We start from the raw sequence: 19478 nt of genomic DNA on the forward strand, positions 1-19478 counted from the left end.
GTAATTGGAAAAAATGAAGATTGTGTTGGGAGTATAGGAGGAATTATCTGTGGTGTTCAACTTATTCCTTTAATTGGATCTATTCTCCCAACAGAAATAGCATTAAAAAAGAATTTTGATAAGAATGGAACAAGACGATAAATTCAAGTTTACAGAACTGAATCAAAAGAGCTCGAAGGAGCTCTTTTTCCTTTTTTATAATAGTATCATTATGGTATAATAGAGACATTAAAATCGGAATTTCAGGAGGTGTTTTTATGCCACAAATGAATAAGGGAGGAAAATTTATTTTCGGGAAATCACTCATTCGGACGGATGGAACATTGCGGATTCCACCGCAGGCAATGGAAGAATATCACATTTCAGATGAAGGAAAAGTATATCTTTTTACCGGAAGTAAGATTACCGGTGGCTTCTGCGTCACCCGGAAAGGCCTTTTGCATCCGTCAAAACTTGGTCACATTTTGGACGATACTCCACCGTTGCTTGACTACTCAGCAGGTTCTGGCGAATTTATCAAATACAAGGGGCGTTCCTACTGCTGGGTAGAGATTTCACAGGAGGGGCAAATTCTTCTTACGAAGAAAATGATGGATTTTTTGAAGGTGAGACCCGGAATGGAGCTGCTCTCTATCCGTAGTAGCGACATCGCGTTTACGATGGGAGCTAAAGGACCGCTATTGGAAAAAGCAGAAAACTATGATGGTGAAATTCCGCTTTTTTAAGTGTAACAATTTGAATTTGTAGAATAGAGGAATTATGATGTTTGATAAGCACAAAAGGGAATCATTGCTATTGCGGGACTTATTAAAGAAATTGATAATTATTGTGATAGGTTCCATTGTTGCAGCCTATGGCATTACACTTGCACTGTATGCAGGATTTGGTGGCGCCACGCTCGCAGTGCTATGGCAGGGTATTGCTGAAACGTTTCATTTGAGCATCGGTATGGCATCTTTTGTTGTAGCAGTGGGGATGATTTTGTTTGCATTAATTTACGATAAAAGTCAAATCCATATTGGGACGGTGCTATATCAAATTGTATACAGCACCTGTGTGGATGTATTTGCCACCTGCCATGTCTACAGTACATATCGATGGTTCAACTTCTTTATCATGTTGCTGGGTGTTATTTTGTTTGCTGTCGGGACTGGACTATATGCGTCTGCCTCACTTGGTCGTGGCTCTTATGAAGCAGTTACTTTTGCCTTGGCAGAAAAGAACAACTGGCAAGTTAAAATTGTTCGAATAGCATTAGATATTCTGGTTGTGATAATAGGTGTTTTGCTTGGCGGGAAGTTTGGCATATGCACAATCATTACAGTTATCATTTCAGGCCCGATTATCCAATTTGTTAATGCGAAAGCAAAACGAATTTTAAAGATATAATAGCAAAGAAACCTACAACTTCAAGTTTGGAGAATTGAGAAAATCGGAATTTTGGAGGTTATTATGGCTTTTGATTTTAAAAAAGAGTATAAAGAATTCTATATGCCGAAGAACAAACCAGAGATTGTAAATGTACCTAAGGCAAATTATATTGCAGTTAGAGGAAAAGGCAATCCAAATGAAGAAGGCGGAGCATATCAACAAGCAATCAGTGTTCTATATGCTGTTGCATACACATTAAAAATGAGTTACAAGACTGATTATAAAATTGAAGGATTTTTTGAATATGTTGTTCCGCCATTGGAAGGTTTTTGGTGGCAGGATGATGTCGAGAGTGTAGATTATACAAATAAGTCTGCTTTCAGCTGGATTTCTGTTATCCGTTTGCCTGATTTCATTTCTAAAGCTGATTTTGACTGGGCGGTAGAAACAGCAACGAAAAAGAAGAAACTTGATTGTTCGTCAGCAGAGTATCTTACGATTGATGAGGGATTATGCGTTCAAATTATGCATATAGGTTCTTTTGATAATGAGCCAGCAACTGTTGCGCTTATGGATACTTATTTAGAACAAAATGGATATGTTAATGATATTAACAAAGATAGGTTGCACCACGAGATTTATATGTCTGATGCAAGAAAGGTTGCCCCAGAAAAATGGAAAACTGTAATTAGACATCCAATTAAGAAAGCGTAAAATTCCCGTTTATTGGGAAGTCGCAGAGAACGAAAAATCGGAATTTTGCTTTCGATGACCAGAATGAAAATCGTTACCGTTGCGCCTATTTTCACAAGCGTTGCGTGACATAAAAAGAATTCTATTTTAATATCAAAGTATCAAAAACAAAGGAGGTTCTTTTTATGTTGAAGGAATTGAAGAAAAACAAAATGAGTGTTGTTGCAACTGGAATTTTATTTGGTGTTATGGGGGTATTAATTATTCCTATGATAGCAGTAATTGTAAAAATATCGAATGCATTATCCCAAAAACATCCTAGGATATACAAGTATAGTATGATTGCTTTTATCGGTATGTTATTGGCAATTAGCCTATTTTGCGTTGTTATTAAACATCAGATGAGTTTTCTTGTAATAGTTGCTTGTTTAGCAATAACATTATGCGACACTATTAAAAACAGATAATAAATGGAGTACAACTATGGAAATATCAGATTTGATTAAATCAGCCAGAATTGAAAAGGGCTTAACCCAACAACAACTGGCTGATGTTGTCTTTGTTACGCGACAGACAATTTCGAAATGGGAATTGGGAAAAAGTGTTCCTGACCAAGCCTCTCTTATATTGTTATACCAGTATTTGGACATCAAGGATAATGAGAAAAAACAGTTATCAAAGCTTATTTTTAATAAGCAAAATATTATATTAATTTTGATTGCAATCTTATTTTCTCCTATGGTTATTGGAGTACGTTTTATCTGTTGTAAAATTGATAAGATTGAAAATCGAAAAATTAAAGCGGTAATCAAGGTTATTGGCTTTGTTGTATTCTCATCGTATCTAGTATCTTTAAAAGAAAATGTGGCGTATTTGTTAATTGGTATATTTTCTCTGGTGTATTTGTTATATCAATTCTATTTGAGTGGATTGGAAACTAAATGATTTGTGTCAGCAAGTTTAAGGCAAGCGATAATTCATGAAATTCCAGTTTATAGAATTAAGAAAATGAAATGTAAGGAGGAGTATGTAAATGAAATTAGCAGATTTAGCAACAGGCTCTGATTGGATAGTGTGGATTGTCTTTGTGATATTTGCTGTACTTTCTATTATTTTACTTTCTGGACATGGAAGCTGGTTCATTTCTGGATATAATACAGCTTCAAGAGAAGAAAAGGAAAAATATGATGAAAAGAAGTTATGCAGAACAATGGGAATTGGAATGTCTATTATAGCAATTCTTGCATTAACTATGAGCTTGTTTGAAAATATTTTGCCTGCATTTTTTATATATATTGCATTGGGGATTATTTTGGTTGATGTCGTGGTAATTATCATTTTAGGAAACACACTATGCAGAAAGTAATAACTTCCAGTATGTAGAGAATAAGTAGTAATAAAAATCTGTAAACCCCTTACGCCACCCAAGAGCGTAAGGGGATGCAGATTTTTTTGATGGAAAGATAAGAAAGTTTATACAAAAATTGAATAATTTTTTATGGAAAATATTATTCGTTCAAACTACATTCCATACGTAATTTTGTGGTTTTAAAATTTGAATTTTTATATAGTGACTGTGCAATTTCGTTATTAGATAATACATATAAAGATATTTTGGTATAACCTAATTGCTTAGCAGTATTTTTAGCTTCGGATAATAGATGTTTTCCGATGCCCTTTTGCCGGTAATATTCGTCTACATATAAATAAATTAAACGACATTCATGTTTACTGATTCCTTTGATAACAATAAATCCTCTTTTTTTCTGATAATATAAACCAATTAAAATAAATCCGTTTATCTTATTAATCAGATTTTTCCAATACTTATTTGACAGAGGTTTAAATTGTTTGGGTTCGTCATCATTGTTAGTGATTGATGAGTAAAAAACTTCGTTGGATTTAGATAATTTTTCGTAATTTTCTTTTATAAATTTAAGATCATAAGAAGTTGCCGGTGGCAAGTTCTCTGTGTGAAAAAATGTACAAAAGTTTTTGGGTGTGGTAGTATAATGATAAAGATAAATCGGTATTGTTTTAATATGTCTTGGATGCGGAAGGCGAACAAAAGCTAATTTCTATTCTGGATAGTTAATAAAGAGAGGTGCATATGCTATGCCAGGTATACTCGTGGTTGAAGATGATGAAAATTTAAATCGAGGAATTACATTCTCACTGAGAAAATCCGGATATGAGGTTTTTTCAGCAGAATCAGTGAAAAAAGCGAAAAGAATTGCAAGTGATAATAATGTGGATGTTACCATTTGTGATGTGAATCTTCCGGATGGGAATGGACTGGAATTTGTAAGGTGGATGAGATGCAATTATAATACATACATTATTTGCCTTACAGCACTAGATCAGGAGATGGATCAGGTTATGGGATATGAAGCAGGGGCAGATGATTATATTACAAAGCCGTTTAGTCTTTCGGTACTTCTTTTGAAAATAGAAGCACATTTCCGCCGCAGACAGGAGAAAACGGAAGTCGGCAAGATGATTTCGGGAGATATCGTATTTATCACAGGAGAAATGAAAGTCCTGATAAAGAGTCGTGAAATCAGTCTGACAAAAACGGAGTTGAAAATGCTGACTTTTTTTCTGCAGAATCCGAAACAGATTCTTTCAAAAACACAAATATTGGAAAATGTGTTTGATCTGGAAGGGGATTTTGTGGATGAAAATACAATCGCTGTCAATATCAGAAGACTCCGTGAGAAAATCGAAGACAATCCGGCTGCACCGGTCTATATAAAGAATATCAGAGGTCTTGGGTATATATGGAATCAGGAGGTAAGGCAGTGACAAAGAGATATCGCAAGAAGATCACAGTAGCGCTCTCCTTGGTTTTGCCTGTCATAGTATTGTTTGCAATATTAAATTGCTTTACCACATATGTGTTTTATGAAGATTATAAATATAAAATGAATCTTATGACAGAGATTGCTGCAAAGGAAGAATTTTCCGGGCTGGATGCTGTTTCGGAATTGCTTAAGGATAAGGATATTGAAACCAACGAACAGGGAAGGCGATTATTGGAGCAATATGGATACTGGGGAAATAAAGGGAATGCATTTTATATGCAATTCCGGCATCAGGTTATGGTGACCGGTGCTGTAAGCACTGTGATATGCGTGCTTCTTTTGACTTTTTTACTTTATTGGAAGAAAAAAGAAGATGCGTGTCATCAGAAAATTTTAGACCAGTTGGAAGAAATTCTGATCAGATTCCGTGAAAATAAATTTGATGCTTTACTGAAAACGGAAAATCCAGCAGAACTGGAAAAATTGAATGACCAGCTTGAAGCAATCGGACATCATATTCAGTTGCTAAAGGAAGAAGCACGGGAAGAAAAAGAGAGCACGAAAGAAATGGTTTCTGATATCTCTCACCAGTTAAAGACACCGGTTGCAGCTTTGGATACATGTTTTAGTGTGCTGATGCAGAATGACTTAAGTGCCACAGAACAGGAGGAGTTTCGTATCCGTTGTCGGAGTGCTCTGGATGGACTGGAGACATTATTGCAGTCGCTTCTTGAAATATCCAAGATGGAAACTGGACTGATTCAGATTAATAAGAAAAAACTTCCGCTTATGGATACTGTCATATCTGCTGTGAACTGTACTTATCCAAAAGCGGATGAGAAAGAAATTGAATTCGTTTTTGACTATGCAAAAGAGCTGGAAACATGCATGGTTATGCAGGATAAAAGATGGCTTGGTGAAGCTGTGATCAACGTTCTGGATAATGCAATCAAGTACAGCCCGGATGGTTCAAAAATATTTATCCGGTTACAAAAAAGAAACGATCTTGTAAGAATGGAAATTGAGGATCAGGGAATTGGTATTCCGCAGAATGAGTATCACAAAATTTTTCAACGATTTTACAGAGGAAGTTCTAGGAAGGTCATGGAAAAGAGTGGTACAGGAATCGGACTTTTTCTATCGAGAGAAATTATCGAAAAACACGGAGGTACAATCATGGTAACCTCCGGCAAAAAGAAAAAAGGAAGCACGTTTGTGATTCAATTACCATATGTTGGTTAAATTTTAAGTGGGCAGAAATCTTACAATTCTGTAAGACTTCTGCTCGTTTTTTGAAAGTGAAATGAAAGATTGTCCTGATACAATTTGGATGTAGGTTGAAAAATGACCAAATATATAAACAGGCAAAGAAAGCGTGTTGAAAAGGTACGTTTTACAGAATTGAAAAGGAGGCAACACATGAGTGTGATATTAGAAACCAAGCAGCTTTGTAAGTTTTATGGCGCAGGTGAGAATCAGGTCAAAGCGGTCAATCAGGTGGACATTCAGATTGAGCGGGGAGAATTTGTCGCAATTGTTGGAAAGTCAGGTTCCGGTAAAAGTACATTACTTCATATGCTTGGAGGGCTAGACACCCCGACAAAAGGCAGTGTTACTTTAGCAGGGAAAGATTTATACAGGATGAAGGAAGATGCCCTTGCTGTTTTCCGCAGAAGAAAAATCGGATTTGTTTTTCAGGCATTTAATCTGGTTTCATCTGTTAATGTCTGGGAAAATATTGTACTGCCACTGGGGCTGGATGGAAGAAAAGTGGATGAAGCGTATGTAAATGATATTATTGCAACTCTGGGGATTGAAAACCGGATTTATAATCTGCCAAATCAGTTATCAGGAGGACAGCAGCAAAGAGTAGCAATTGCAAGAGCACTGGTGAATCGTCCGGAAATTATATTTGCAGATGAGCCGACAGGAAATCTTGATTCTAAGACCAGTGATGAGGTAATCGCTCTGCTTAAGATGACAGCAAAAAAATATGGACAGACAATTGTAATGATTACCCATGATGACGAAATTGCACAGGTCGCTGACCGTATTCTGGTGATTGAGGACGGACAGGTGGTGGATTTCAGATGAAGACAATAAGCAGGATTGCATATAGCAATGACAAAAGGAACAGGACAAGAAGTATACTGATCATGATGGCAATCTGTCTGACCACGATGCTGCTTGTTATCATCAGTACTGTGGGAAATGGGGTAATTCATTTACAGAAAAGTCAGGCGGCAGGATCATATGGAAGCAATTATGGTCTGTTTGTTTCCGCAGACGGATCGCAGTTAAAAGAAGTAAACCGCCGTGCGGAAATAGATGCTACAGGCACTATGTGCACCGAAGGTATCATAAAAGGCAATGAAAAAGGCGGGTTTGTCTGCATGGATGAGACTGCAAGAAAAATGCTTCCTTATAATAAAGAATATGAGTTGAAGGAAGGAAAGTATCCGGAAAAAATGCAGGAAATTGCCGCAGGAAGAGCATTTTTTCGTGCAATGGGGTATGGTGATGTAAAGATCGGAGATACGGTTACACTGGATTACCGCGCAGGGATGCAGTCAGAATATAAGCCGGAAGAATTTGTTGTCAGCGGAATCCTATATGATCGGGATGAGTATACCATCGAGGCATCTTATGTTGCTTTCGGGTCACAGGAGTTTTATGATGAGCACGTCGCAGAGAATGACAGACAGTATAATATTTATTTTACTTTAAATGATTCTGCAAATGTATCTATGAATAATATTGATTCGGTTATAAAGCAGATTGCAGCAGCTTGTGGGATCGAAGAAAAAAACGTTATAGTCAATGATCTCTATTTGCAATGGGTCTTGCAGCCGAGTTATGAAACGATTGCGGTATGCGGGGGTTTGATTCTTGCAATTGTACTTTTCTCTGTTGTGGTCATTTATAATATTTTTCAGGTCGGTATTGCCAACAAGATACAGGAGTATGGAAAAATCAAGGCTCTCGGAGCGACAAAAAAGCAGATGAAACAACTGATCTTCAGAGAGGGCATTTTTTTGACATTTTTTTCAATACCAGTTGGATTGATTTTTGGCTTTCTGATTGCAAAATGCGGTTTTAACTGGCTGGTAGAACAGGGGAATCTTGTATCAACCGGAACTGACTCTATGGGAGTCCAAAATCAGCAGGTGCCTCTGTTTTCCCTGCCTGTTATGCTTCTATGTATTTTCGTATCATTTCTTACCGTTGCTTTGGCACTGCGTAAACCAATGAAAATTGTTTCACGGATTTCACCTATCGAAGCAACACGGTATTTAGAAAATGCAGAAACACAAAAAAAAGGAAAACGAAATGGCAGAAAAAATGTCACCGTGTTTTCTATGGCAATGGCAAATGTAACGGGTAATCCCAAAAGAACTATTGGTACCATCCTCACAATGGGGCTTTCCTGCACATTGTTTGTGATTATCTCTAATTATGTGGGAAATATTGACACGGAGCATGAAGCACGTCTTTCCGTTAATCATGGACAATTTGAACTGCAGCTTGACTATTCTTCTGAGTATGATGAAAGATATCCGGAGAATAATCTGGATACGATTCTGACGGATAATCCATTGAATGATTCGCTGATTGAAGAAATCAAAAGCATTCCGGGAGTGACAGATGTCATGACGAGAGAGATTGTCTCTGTAAATCTGAACGGAACAAGATTTCCGGCTGCTGTTGTGAGTAAAAAGGATTTTGATTTTATGCGCCAAGATGGGGATATTGGTTCTATGGACTATGATCAGGCGGTAAAGGATGGTGATATTTTCTTTGGCTGGTCGGCGTGGATGGAACAAGATGGATATGCTCCGGGTGAATCAATTGCATTTAACTTTGAAAATGGAAGTGGAACCTATACCTATCAGGGAAAGATTGCAGGATCCTTTGTAAGTGCGGACACTTATCTTGTCATTCCGGAAGGTGTATACCGTTCCATGAATCCGAGAGGAACAGCCTATGGCTATCTGTGGGTGGACTGTGATAAAAAAGATGTGGCATCTGTGGAACAGAGTCTGAATACTTTGATTTCTAATACTTCGCATATAAAAATGGATACCTATCATGCACAGTTAGAATCTGCAGAATCAGTAACCCGCATGATGAAGCTTGGCTGTTATCTGTTTATGGCGGTTGTAGGACTCATCGGTTTTATGAATATGGCAAACACCATGATCATGAATATTACGACAAAAAAGCAGGAATATGGTGTATTACAGGCTGTGGGCATGACAAATAAACAATTAAATTTATGTCTGCAGTTACAGGGACTGATTTTTACGGTTGGCACCATATGCGTAGCTTTGATTATTGGTTTGCCGCTCGGCTATGCACTTTTTTCCTATGCAAAGCATAATGGAATATTTGGAATGAATATTTATCATGTTCCAATCGTACCAATTTTTATTATGATTTTTTTTGTCGGTCTGTTGCAGATTGTACTTTCCTGTGTTTTAAGCAGTAATCTGAAAAAGGAAACGCTGGTAGAAAGAATAAGGTATCAGGGATAGCAAGTTTTTATTTCTTGAAAGTGGAAACTTAAGTTTGGAAGAACAGCCATATCGAGGGGCGGAAAGAAAATATGGATTTTATGCTTTTAAAGGGTATAGGCAGTTGATTGTAGAAAATTATATTATCATTTATGAAGTGCTTGAAAATAAAAAAGTCGTTGCAGTGGTAACTGTAAAGTATGGAAAAAGTGAGTTTTAGAATCAAGAAAGCTTACTGAAATATAGATGGTACTAAAAACGTCACAGTTTGTGGCGTTTTTTTAGTGCAGGAAATATATCCCAATTTGATAGTTTTATTATAGCATTTTTCTTAATTGTAGACAGTCTGACGTACGGTGCTGTGAGAGGAGCTGTGAGAGGACGGCGGCTAGTCACCGCCTCCTACTCGATTTTTCAAGAAATCAACAGTGAAAATAAATGATAACAAATATCAATATCAAAAAAAGAATTGAAGCAGAAAAAAACATATGGTACATTTATTGAGTTAGAAGCATAAAACTGAAAATAACATAAGCTAACTGTTGATAGACAAAGTTAACTATGGATGTAAAGGATAAGAATGAAAAAAAAGATTGTAATAGCCATTTTATGTGCGGTAGTGTCGATGGGAACCATCGGCTGTGGAAATAGTACGGCATCCGCCAAGACAACACAGACGCAGACAGATAAAAAAGAAGATTCCAAAAGTGAAAATTCCAGTGAAGAAAAGCAGAGTCGCGATATATTTGCAATGGATACGTATATGACGGTAACAGCATATGGAGAGCATGCATCTGAAGCAGTAGATAAAGCCGAGACAGAGATCAAACGACTGGATGGAATGTTGTCTACCGGAAATGAAAACAGTGAAGTGTACAAATTAAATCAAAACGGGGAAGCGGTTGTTTCGGATGACACGGCGTACTTGTATGAACGCTCTGAAAAAATATATAAACAGACAAAAGGAGTATTTGACATATCCATCTATCCGGTCATGGATGCATGGGGATTTACAACGGAGAATTACCGGATCCCTGCGGAGGATGAACTGAGTGCGTTACTGAAGAATGTAGATGCATCGAAGATCCAATACGACAAAAAGACAAAAAAAATCACGCTGCCTAAGAATGTGAAAATTGATTTCGGAGGCATTGCGAAGGGATATACATCTTCAAGGATTATGCAGATTTATAAAAAGTGCGGTGTGACGAGCGGTCTGGTAAGTCTTGGAGGAAATGTACAGCTTCTTGGTGCAAAACCAGATGGAAGCGCATGGAAAGTTGCGGTAGAAAGTCCGGATGAAGATGGAAATTATCTTGGAATCCTGCAGGCAAAGGACAAGGCAGTTATCACATCGGGCGGATACGAGAGATACTTTGAAAAAAATGGGAAGAACTATCACCATATCATTGATCCGTCTACAGGCTATCCTGCAGAGAACGGACTGATTTCGGTGACGATCGTAAGTGATGACGGAACACTTGCGGATGGATTATCTACTTCGCTTTTTATCATGGGAAAAGAGAAAGCAGAGAAATTCTGGAAGAAGTATAGTGATAAATTCGATGTGATCCTGCTTACGGATGACGATCAATTATATGTATCAGAAGGAATTGCGGATGATTTTCAATCGGATTATAAGGTAAACATAATGAAAAAGTAGAGGTGGAAGACATGGATAAAGAAAAAGTGATCAAAAAAATAAAACAGGGTGCACCGGCCGCCTCGGCGATTGTAGTTGCAGCCTGTATCGGGGTGTCGTTAAGCGGCTATCAGGCACCGGTTTATAAAGCTCAGGCACAGACCAAAGAGACAAAGACAACGGATGCCGAGGAAGCGAAGAAGACAGAAAGCAAGGCAAAAGGTTCTTTTGATCTGGCAGACGGAATCTATAAAGGAACAGGAACCGGTTATGCCGGCGAGGTGACTGTTGCGGTAACGATCAAAGATAAACAGATTACGGCAATCGATATCTTAAGTTCTTCGGACGATGCAGCGTTCTTTAACCGTGCAAAAGCAGTGATAGACAGGATCATTGCAGGACAGACGCTGGATGTGGATGTGGTGTCTGGCGCAACATTTAGCTCTAATGGTATTATCAGTGCGGTGAAGAATGCATTGACAGGAGAAAAAGACAGTGGAGAGACGGGAGAATCCCAGTCCGGAAATGCAGCGGTACAGGGAAGTACACTGTCACTGGCTGACGTGCAGGATGCGGCAGCGTATAAAGATGGAACCTATTATGGAACAGGAACCGGATTCGGAGGAACTTTGAAAGTTAAGGTTGTGATCAGCGGAGGAAAGATTACGTCTATTGAGGTTGTGGAGAATCATGATGACAGCAGTTATCTGAATCGCGCAGAAGCATTGATCGGCAATATTATTTCATCGCAGAGTACAAATGTAGATGTAATCTCCGGGGCGACTTACAGTTCGAACGGAATTAAGAGTGCAGTAAGAGATGCACTCCGTCAGGCTGCAGTAAGCGGTAATTCACAGTCTGTGAATGCGAAGACGGAAGATACTTCTAAGACAGAAGACAATACGACTGTCAAAGGCAATTTCCCGTATAAAGAAGGTATTTATTACGGAACGGCAGAAGGGTATAACGGTGAGATAGAAGTAGCGGTGGTTCTTCAGGATAAATCAATCAAGGCAGTACTCGTAACAAAGAATCATGATGATGAAAAATTCTTTAACCGTGCAATGGATGTAGTAAAAAATATTATGAAAAAACAGAGTACGGATGTGGACGTAGTATCCGGAGCAACTTACAGTTCAAATGGTCTTATAAATGCAGTGAAGAATGCATTAAAAGAAGCAGAAAAGGTAACAAACGGACAGACAACGGAGCCGGATAAGGAAGAAGCTGATACTTCAGAACTTGAAAAAGCGATGAAAGAAGCAGAAGAACTGAAACAAGAGGATTATACAGAAGCAACCTATGCGGTTCTTAAGACCAGAATGGAAGGCACACAGAAGCTGCTTGATGCAGATAAGACAGAGATCAGTCAGGAAGATGTGGACCAGGCTCTTGAGAATCTGAACCAGGCACTGGCACTGCTGGAGAAAAAAGATGATGGCGAAGATGATGCTACAGTATATAAAAATGGTATCTATGAAGGACGTGCGCTGTGCAGACCGGATGAGGACGAAGACTTTGCGGCCTATAATCTGACGTTACAAGTGACAGTGCGCGATGACAAGATTGTTGCTGTTACCGATGTAAAAGGGGACGGCGATTCATCAAATGACAGATATATCCTCCGTGCGGCAAACGGAACATCGAATAAAAAAGGTGTGACAAGCCAGCTGATCGAGAAAGGTAATACAGAAGGAATTGATGTAGTATCGGGTGCAACCTGCACTTCAAAAGCAATCCTGGATGCGTGTGAGAACGCATTGCTTTCTGCAAAAAGACAGTAAAAAGAGACCAAGTGAAAGGAAGAGAAGAATGAGAGAATTCTGGATGCGCCTGATGAGTGCTGTAGTGATCGTCGGGTTGATATTGGGATATAATTCCGCGCTGGAAGCCAGAGCAAAAGATGAGGAAATTGCAAAGCTGAATGCCAAAATCGAAAATGTGGAAAGTCTAGAAGATCAGGAGTCAAAAAATGGTTCTTATAAAGACGGGACATATACCGGAGAAGCGGATGGATTTGGTGGAACTGTTAAAGTGGAAGTAATAGTAAAAAAGCAGAAGATTAAGGAAGTAAATATTGTCTCTGCTGACGGAGAAGATGGTTCTTATCTGACTATGGCGAAAGATATTATACCGAAGATTCTGGATGCGCAAAGTGCAGAAGTAGATACGATCAGTGGTGCGACGTTCAGTTCTACAGGAATTAAGAATGCGACAAAACAGGCATTAGAAAAGGCGGTAAAATAAATGAATGCAAAACAATTGAAAAAGATACATATATGGATAAGGGCAATCATCCAATTGCTGTATTTTATCTTTATTCCGTCGGTATACACGGCAGCATTTGCAGGTGTGAAATATATATTTACACAGATTGGTGCAGGTGAAAAAGTGGCGCTGACATCATTTGTTACTGTACTTATTGTGGTGTGTGTATATACTGCTGTTTTCGGCAGATTCTTTTGTGGATTTGCCTGTGCATTTGGAAGTCTTGGCGATGGAGTGAATGCATTATACAGACTGATCTGTAAAAAGATGAAAAAGAAACCGGTGCAGATTCCGGACCGGATTGCAGACAGACTTGTATATCTGAAATATGTGATCCTGGTAATCATCGTATTTATGTGCTATGGCGGTGTATACAGTAAAGCGCAGGGAACAAGTCCGTGGGATGTATTTTCCATGATACATGCAGGAAATTTCAAACTGAATGGATATCTCATAGGGCTGGTCATTCTGGTGCTTTTGATTGTCGGAATGTGTCTGGAGGAAAGATTTTTCTGCAGAAATTTCTGCCCGATGGGAGCTGTATTCTCACTGATTCCGGTGTTCCCGGTATTTGCACTTCACAGAGACCGGGAATCCTGCATTCCAAAGTGCAGTGCATGTTCCAGAAAATGTCCGGCGAATATCGGACTTCCGACGGATGGTTCCTGGAAAGTAGAAGGTGACTGTTTCCAGTGCCAGAAATGTATAGATACATGTCCGAAGAAGAATATTCACTGCGGAGTGAAAAAGATCAGAGGCAATGAAATCTGGTTTACAATTTTAAGAGCGTTGATATTACTTGGATTATGTATCTGGCTTGGAGTATAAAATAACATAATATGCAGACATGTGTGGAAAATGCACATGTCTGATTAGTAAAAATTTTTTTGATTATAAGTTAGAAAACACTAACTTGATAATAAATATTTTCATTAAGGAGGCTTTTATGAAAAAGAAAGAAATGAAGACAAAAGTAATGGCAGTTGCGATGTCTACTGCAATGGTAGCCAGTATTTGCCCAGCGATACCGGCGGTTGCTGCTACTTCCAGTACGGACATTGCGAAGATTCAGGATGGAACTTATACAGGAACTGCAAAGTGTATACCAGATGAGTATGAAGAGTTTCATCCATATGATTTGACAGTAAAGGTAACTGTGGCGAATGGAACAATTACTTCTATCAGTGATATATCAGGGAATGGTGGTAGTGATAATGAAACATACATATCGAACGCTGCAAATGGAACCAAGAAGAGTACTGGTGTTGTTGCTCAGATTTTGAGTAAAAATAGTACGGATGCCATTGATGCTGTGAGCCGTGCAACTTATTCGTCAACAGCAATCTGGCAGGCAGTAGATGATGCATTATCTAAAGCCCCAAAAAAGGAAACGGTAAATACAACGGAATTACAGAACGTTATTAGTAAAGCAGAGGCTTTAAAAGAGGGCGATTATACAGATGATACATGGAAAGCATTACAGGAAAAACTGACAACAGCTAAAAAAGCATTGACAGCAACCTCACAGACGGATGTGGATTCTGCTAGAAAAGAGTTGGAGACAGCAATCAGCAATTTAAAGCCTGCGGTTAAAGAAACTAAATATCTTGTCATGAACGTGCCATACAATCAGTTCTATAAGGCTTACAATCTGACAGATAAAGCAGTATGGGAAGTAGAAAGCGGAGTAGATGCGGTATCTACAGCAACTACAAATAAATTCAAAGGCACAACTGGACTTGCAAAAGGTACTTACAACAATGGAAAATATATCATGGGTGTAACAATCCCAGTAGAAGTAAGTGCAGAAGATTATGCAAAATTAAAGACAAATCTGACGGAAAATGATGATTATTATTTTACAACATTAGACAAAGCGCCGGAAGCATACAGCAAATTAACGGTAAAAGAAGACGGAACATACAGCTTCTCTAAAATGTCAGATGCAACGGTAACGAATAAATATCTTTCTGTTCCTGCAGATGAATTAGAGTTAAACGGAGGATATGGAGATTATCAGATCACTGTTGACGGACTTGGAACAAAAACAGGTTTAAAAGTGGGAGAAAATGAAACAAAAGAATATACTCTTTATGGTGCGATTTTAAATACAACTTCCGGAAAGAGCTACGGAATGACCAGTCTGGAAAATCTCTGGGTTGGTACAAAGACACCAAATGTAGAAATTGCGTGGTCAATTAAAGAAGGCCAGGGATTAAAGAGAGCACATGGACAGGGAGATGCATTCTATCAGTTTGCAGACATGAATGGAGCTGCTTTAAACAGTGTTACACTGATTACAGATCTTGGAGTGATCAATGTTCCGTGTAATGTAACATTAGACAAATATTACGATGGAGATCTCAGCGGTTTAAAATACTCTCTGGAAAATGGTTCAGAAGAACTTAAAATCAGTGGAATCCCAGAGGACCTGAAAGATGTAACCGTATCAGTATCTGGCGGTCTGGCGGATAAAGCAAGTGTTAAAGATGGAAAGGTTACTTTAACAAAGGCACCGACAGCTGGTACTCAGTATACAATTACAATTAGCAGCAGTAATTATCCGGATATCACAAGAAAGACATCGACACCAATTACAGATAAACAGAAAGATAAATTACAGAAACTGATTGAAAAAGCAGAGGAGACAACAGGTTATTCTGAAAATGCAGATCTGAAAGAGCATGTGAAAGAAGCTCAGGCCATGATTGCAAATAAGGAAGCGTTATCGGCAGATGCAGCAGAACTGATCAATGAATTAGAAGAAAAGATCAAAGCTACATATCCAACAGCAGAAGCAACTGCAACATTAAAGGGATCAGAACTTGAAGTTCAGTTAAATGGAGTAGAATTAAAAGAGCTGGAAAATCCAACATATAAACTGACTTACAGAGCAGGACGCAGAGAAGATACTCTGACAAGCGGTGATCTGAAATATTTAAAAGTTGCACTGGATAAAGAGCCGACAGTGGGTACAAACTACACACTGACGATTACAAGTGATAACTATCAGGATATTAAGACGAGTGTAGTTGCAGAAGAAGCAGTAACAGACGAGTATAAATATGTCTATGCAGGACTTAGCTGGGCGGAATACTGGGCAGCAGAAGGAGTACAGGCAGCAGGAGACAGTTCATCATCAAGTGAATTGGATACAAAAGGAGAGTCAGATAAAGGTGCATTTGATGTTGTAACACGTGCAACGGTGAACCATGGACTTCACAGAGGAAGTTATCAGTGTGCGGCAACCATAGAGGCAGAAAATGGAAAATCTTATGAAGTGTCATATTGGACAGATTCAAAGAAAGCTGTTCTGACAGATGGAAAAACGATTACATTTGACCGTGGAGCAATCACCGAAGAAGACGGAACAACAACGAAGATGAAAAAATATGATGTTACAGGACTGAAATATGTACCGGTAAAAGTAGCGACAGAAGATTATGAAGCATTCTGCAAAGCATACAAAGTTGTAGAAAATGGTGGAGAACTTGCAGGAGGATATGCAGAAAATAAATTGCAGTCATATAGCGGTCTGAAAGCAAAAGTTACAGCAGATACAAACGGACTTAAGACAGCAACCAGGAATGTAGATGGAACATTTAGTCTCTCTGCAAAGGAAGCTGGAACAGGTTCCGGTATTGAAGGACAGGAATTAAAAACAGCACCATCCGCAGAAGAAGCAGGACTTAAAGTAAAAGAAGCAAAGGGTTCTTATGGAGAATTCTTAAGGGTAGATCTGACAGGTAATTATGGAGATCTTGGAGCCAATATGCAGAGTGTAAAATGGACATACTATGGAGACGACAGTACATACACAAATGCAAAAGCAGCATATGGAACAAAATTTGCAGCAGATAACTGGATGCACAAATCAATGGGAATCCAGCTTGGTCTTACGAAATCTCTTCGTTGTACATTACCGGAAGGAACGGATGGAACGGGATACTGGACAATTACAATTTCAGCACTGGGTTATAAAGATGTAACATATAATTTCCAGGCAAAAGATGAAAACATCGTAAAAGATGCAAAAGAAGAGATCAGTACAACAAATCTGGAAGCAGCAATTAAGAAAGCCGAAAGTCTGACGGAATCAGATTATACAGCAGACAGCTGGGCGGCAATGCAGACAGAGCTTCAGGAAGCAAAAGATGAAATAAAAACTCCACATACACAGGCAACAGTTGATGAAGCAACCAGTCATCTGAATGCAGCAATCGACGCACTTGTAAAAGCAGAGAAAAAAGAGACTTATGTTCTTATGAACATCCCATACGCAGCATTCTACAAATCTGAGACAACAAAGAATGACGTAGATGTTGACGTATTTACTTCTGCAACAAAGAACAAGACACGTACCACAGGACTTGCAGGTGGTTCTTATCATGAAAATGCAGATGGATCACAGATTGATGGTATTAGATTTGCTGTGAAAGTAGATCCTTCCGTAGATCTTACAAAATACAAAGAAGTAAAAGATACGGATAAAGTTGATATTACAGTGACGAACCGTGGACAGACATCTACCACAACATTAGAAGGAAAAGATACACTTTTTGAAAACGAGACATATGCATACTATCCATTGACAGAGGCTCCTGCAAATTACAAAGAAGTTTCTATGGACAAGGATGGAAAACTTGTATTCAGCGAGGTTAAAGGACAGAAAGCAGAAGCTCTGACAGGTGTTACGGCAGAATTGTTAACACAGTCTTCTTATGGAGATTACCAGCTCAATCTGGACGGACTTCCGGAAGATAAGATTGCATCTTCTAATGTAAATGCAGTCGTTGTAAAGACAACAGATGGAACTGCCTATGGTCTGCGTCATCTGGAGAACATCTGGAAAGGGAAAAAGCTCGCTTGGAGTACCGGATATACAGAGTCAGTACATGGTTGCCCGACATCTTCAGCGCATTATGCATCTATGATGGGCAAGACGATTGACAGTATTGAATATTATACAACAAATGGTCTATATACAATTGATGTTAATGATCTTTATGTCCCTGTAAAATTTGCAAAAACAGAGGATGCTGTTAAGGTTGCAGATGCAGATATTTCTGCTGGTAAGACGGCGATAGAGCTGAATCTTAGGGATGATTTTGATCCGGAATACACCGTTGAAGGATTGAATGTGAAAGTGGAAGGCAATGTATTAACATTTAAAGCAGATTCTTCAATTAATCCGGGGAAATATACACTTACAGTAAAAGATAAAAATGGAAAATATGCAGATTTGAAAACAACATTCATTCTGTCAACAACAGATATGCCGGCAACATATGATGCAGATAACAAAAAGCTTACAGTGGCAGAAAACAGTAATAAGGAAGCATTCAATACTTATATCGGAAATATTACATCTGTAAATGTGAACGGCACCGATTATGCAGCAAGAGGAAAAGGTTCTGTAAAGATTATTGATAAAGACGGAACGCTGGTGACAGATGCAGCGCCATTTAAAGATGTGGCGGCCGGAACAGAATTCCAGATCACGGTTACATCAACTGGTTATACAACACCTCTTACATTTACATACAAAGTTCCGGGAAAAACTCCGGCGCCATCTGAAGACACAACGAAACAGGTATCAACAGATGCACTTGAAAAAGCAATTAAAGTAGCAGGTGCTTTAAACGAATCAGATTATACAGCAGACAGCTGGAAAGCACTTCAGTCAGCACTGGCTGAGGCTGACACAGCACTGAAAGAAAAGAAAAATCAGGATACAGTTGATAAAGCAACTGAGCAACTGAATAAAGCAATCAGTACACTTGTGAAAAAGGATGCAGGACAGAAAGCTAACGGCACAAGTGGAGCAGCCGGTACAAACGGTACATCAGGCAAATCTGGTAAGACAGGATCCGCATCGAATACGAAGAGTGGAAAAGCTGCGAAGACTGGAGATCCGTCCGGCATGTTTGCGTGGTTAGGACTTGCAGTAACATCTCTCGGAGCCGGAATCGGAGGATTCTCACTTAAGAGAAAGAAAAGAGAAGATGAAGAATAGTATGAGTTGTATAAAACAACAAATTACAGATTAGAGTAACTTAAGAAAAAGTACCCGTGATAACATAAGTAATATGATATCGCGGGTACTTTTTATTCTATATACCGGAAAATTCACAAAGACTACATAGTTCTCTGCTATAATAATGAAGATAGAAGAAAAATATATCA

Annotated in this window: 17 protein-coding genes; 16 read left to right on the forward strand and 1 reads right to left on the reverse strand. The window is 38.7% G+C overall.

Annotated features, from left to right (window positions below; genetic code table 11):
- The first annotated feature begins 257 nt into the window (after positions 1 to 257).
- From GT508_RS07785 to GT508_RS07810, 6 genes are all read left to right on the forward strand, one after another.
- Positions 258 to 725, forward strand: coding sequence for a hypothetical protein (locus tag GT508_RS07785; RefSeq protein WP_161143957.1), 468 nt, complete (start codon positions 258 to 260; stop codon positions 723 to 725).
- Between the two features lie 34 nt (positions 726 to 759).
- Positions 760 to 1389: a YczE/YyaS/YitT family protein gene (locus GT508_RS07790; protein WP_005608570.1), complete on the forward strand. Its 630-nt coding sequence runs from the start codon at positions 760 to 762 to the stop codon at positions 1387 to 1389.
- A gap of 63 nt (positions 1390 to 1452) precedes the next feature.
- Positions 1453 to 2085 carry a GyrI-like domain-containing protein gene (locus GT508_RS07795; protein WP_055247379.1) on the forward strand — a complete coding sequence of 211 codons (633 nt, stop codon included), beginning with the start codon at positions 1453 to 1455 and terminating at the stop codon, positions 2083 to 2085.
- Between the two features lie 164 nt (positions 2086 to 2249).
- On the forward strand, positions 2250 to 2531 hold the full coding sequence (locus tag GT508_RS07800) for a hypothetical protein (protein WP_007887522.1): 282 nt from the start codon (positions 2250 to 2252) through the stop codon (positions 2529 to 2531).
- Between the two features lie 16 nt (positions 2532 to 2547).
- Positions 2548 to 3009, forward strand: a complete 462-nt coding sequence (locus GT508_RS07805) for a helix-turn-helix transcriptional regulator (protein ID WP_007887521.1) — start codon at positions 2548 to 2550, stop codon at positions 3007 to 3009.
- 88 nt (positions 3010 to 3097) lie between these two features.
- On the forward strand, positions 3098 to 3430 hold the full coding sequence (locus tag GT508_RS07810; RefSeq protein WP_028087922.1) for a DUF3784 domain-containing protein: 333 nt from the start codon (positions 3098 to 3100) through the stop codon (positions 3428 to 3430).
- 142 nt (positions 3431 to 3572) lie between these two features.
- On the opposite strand, the gene GT508_RS07815 is transcribed toward GT508_RS07810, so the two are convergent.
- The gene (locus GT508_RS07815; RefSeq protein ID WP_161143958.1) at positions 3573 to 4028 is read right to left on the reverse strand and encodes a GNAT family N-acetyltransferase; all 456 of its coding nucleotides are present in this window, start codon (positions 4026 to 4028) and stop codon (positions 3573 to 3575) included.
- A gap of 151 nt (positions 4029 to 4179) precedes the next feature.
- On the opposite strand from GT508_RS07815, the gene GT508_RS07820 reads away from it, so the two are divergent.
- The 10 genes from GT508_RS07820 to GT508_RS07865 all read left to right on the forward strand — a co-directional run bounded on the left by GT508_RS07820 (position 4180) and on the right by GT508_RS07865 (position 19308).
- On the forward strand, positions 4180 to 4869 hold the full coding sequence (locus tag GT508_RS07820) for a response regulator transcription factor (RefSeq protein ID WP_161143959.1): 690 nt from the start codon (positions 4180 to 4182) through the stop codon (positions 4867 to 4869).
- On the forward strand, positions 4845 to 6110 hold the full coding sequence (locus GT508_RS07825) for a sensor histidine kinase (protein WP_055213724.1): 1266 nt from the start codon (positions 4845 to 4847) through the stop codon (positions 6108 to 6110). Before GT508_RS07820 ends, GT508_RS07825 begins: the two co-directional genes overlap by 25 nt.
- A 177-nt stretch (positions 6111 to 6287) precedes the next feature.
- On the forward strand, positions 6288 to 6962 hold the full coding sequence (locus GT508_RS07830) for an ABC transporter ATP-binding protein (protein ID WP_005340169.1): 675 nt from the start codon (positions 6288 to 6290) through the stop codon (positions 6960 to 6962).
- Positions 6959 to 9403, forward strand: coding sequence for an ABC transporter permease (locus tag GT508_RS07835; protein WP_161143960.1), 2445 nt, complete (start codon positions 6959 to 6961; stop codon positions 9401 to 9403). The genes GT508_RS07830 and GT508_RS07835 overlap by 4 nt, the downstream gene beginning before the upstream one ends.
- Positions 9393 to 9602 (forward strand): type II toxin-antitoxin system mRNA interferase toxin, RelE/StbE family, encoded by a 210-nt coding sequence (locus tag GT508_RS07840; RefSeq protein ID WP_161143982.1) that lies wholly within the window; start codon positions 9393 to 9395, stop codon positions 9600 to 9602. The genes GT508_RS07835 and GT508_RS07840 overlap by 11 nt, the downstream gene beginning before the upstream one ends.
- A gap of 360 nt (positions 9603 to 9962) precedes the next feature.
- Positions 9963 to 11045 carry an FAD:protein FMN transferase gene (locus GT508_RS07845; protein WP_161143961.1) on the forward strand — a complete coding sequence of 361 codons (1083 nt, stop codon included), beginning with the start codon at positions 9963 to 9965 and terminating at the stop codon, positions 11043 to 11045.
- A gap of 11 nt (positions 11046 to 11056) precedes the next feature.
- Positions 11057 to 12808 carry an FMN-binding protein gene (locus GT508_RS07850; protein ID WP_161143962.1) on the forward strand — a complete coding sequence of 584 codons (1752 nt, stop codon included), beginning with the start codon at positions 11057 to 11059 and terminating at the stop codon, positions 12806 to 12808.
- Positions 12809 to 12836: 28 nt separating this feature from the next.
- Positions 12837 to 13271 (forward strand): FMN-binding protein, encoded by a 435-nt coding sequence (locus GT508_RS07855; protein ID WP_161143963.1) that lies wholly within the window; start codon positions 12837 to 12839, stop codon positions 13269 to 13271.
- Positions 13272 to 14120, forward strand: a complete 849-nt coding sequence (locus tag GT508_RS07860; protein ID WP_161143964.1) for a 4Fe-4S binding protein — start codon at positions 13272 to 13274, stop codon at positions 14118 to 14120. It begins immediately after the preceding gene.
- 118 nt (positions 14121 to 14238) lie between these two features.
- Positions 14239 to 19308, forward strand: a complete 5070-nt coding sequence (locus tag GT508_RS07865) for a penicillin-binding Tp47 domain C-containing protein (protein WP_161143965.1) — start codon at positions 14239 to 14241, stop codon at positions 19306 to 19308.
- Positions 19309 to 19478: the final 170 nt, after the last annotated feature.

Source organism: Dorea sp. BIOML-A1, from assembly GCF_009875615.1.
Classification (GTDB): domain Bacteria; phylum Bacillota; class Clostridia; order Lachnospirales; family Lachnospiraceae; genus Dorea_A; species Dorea_A amylophila.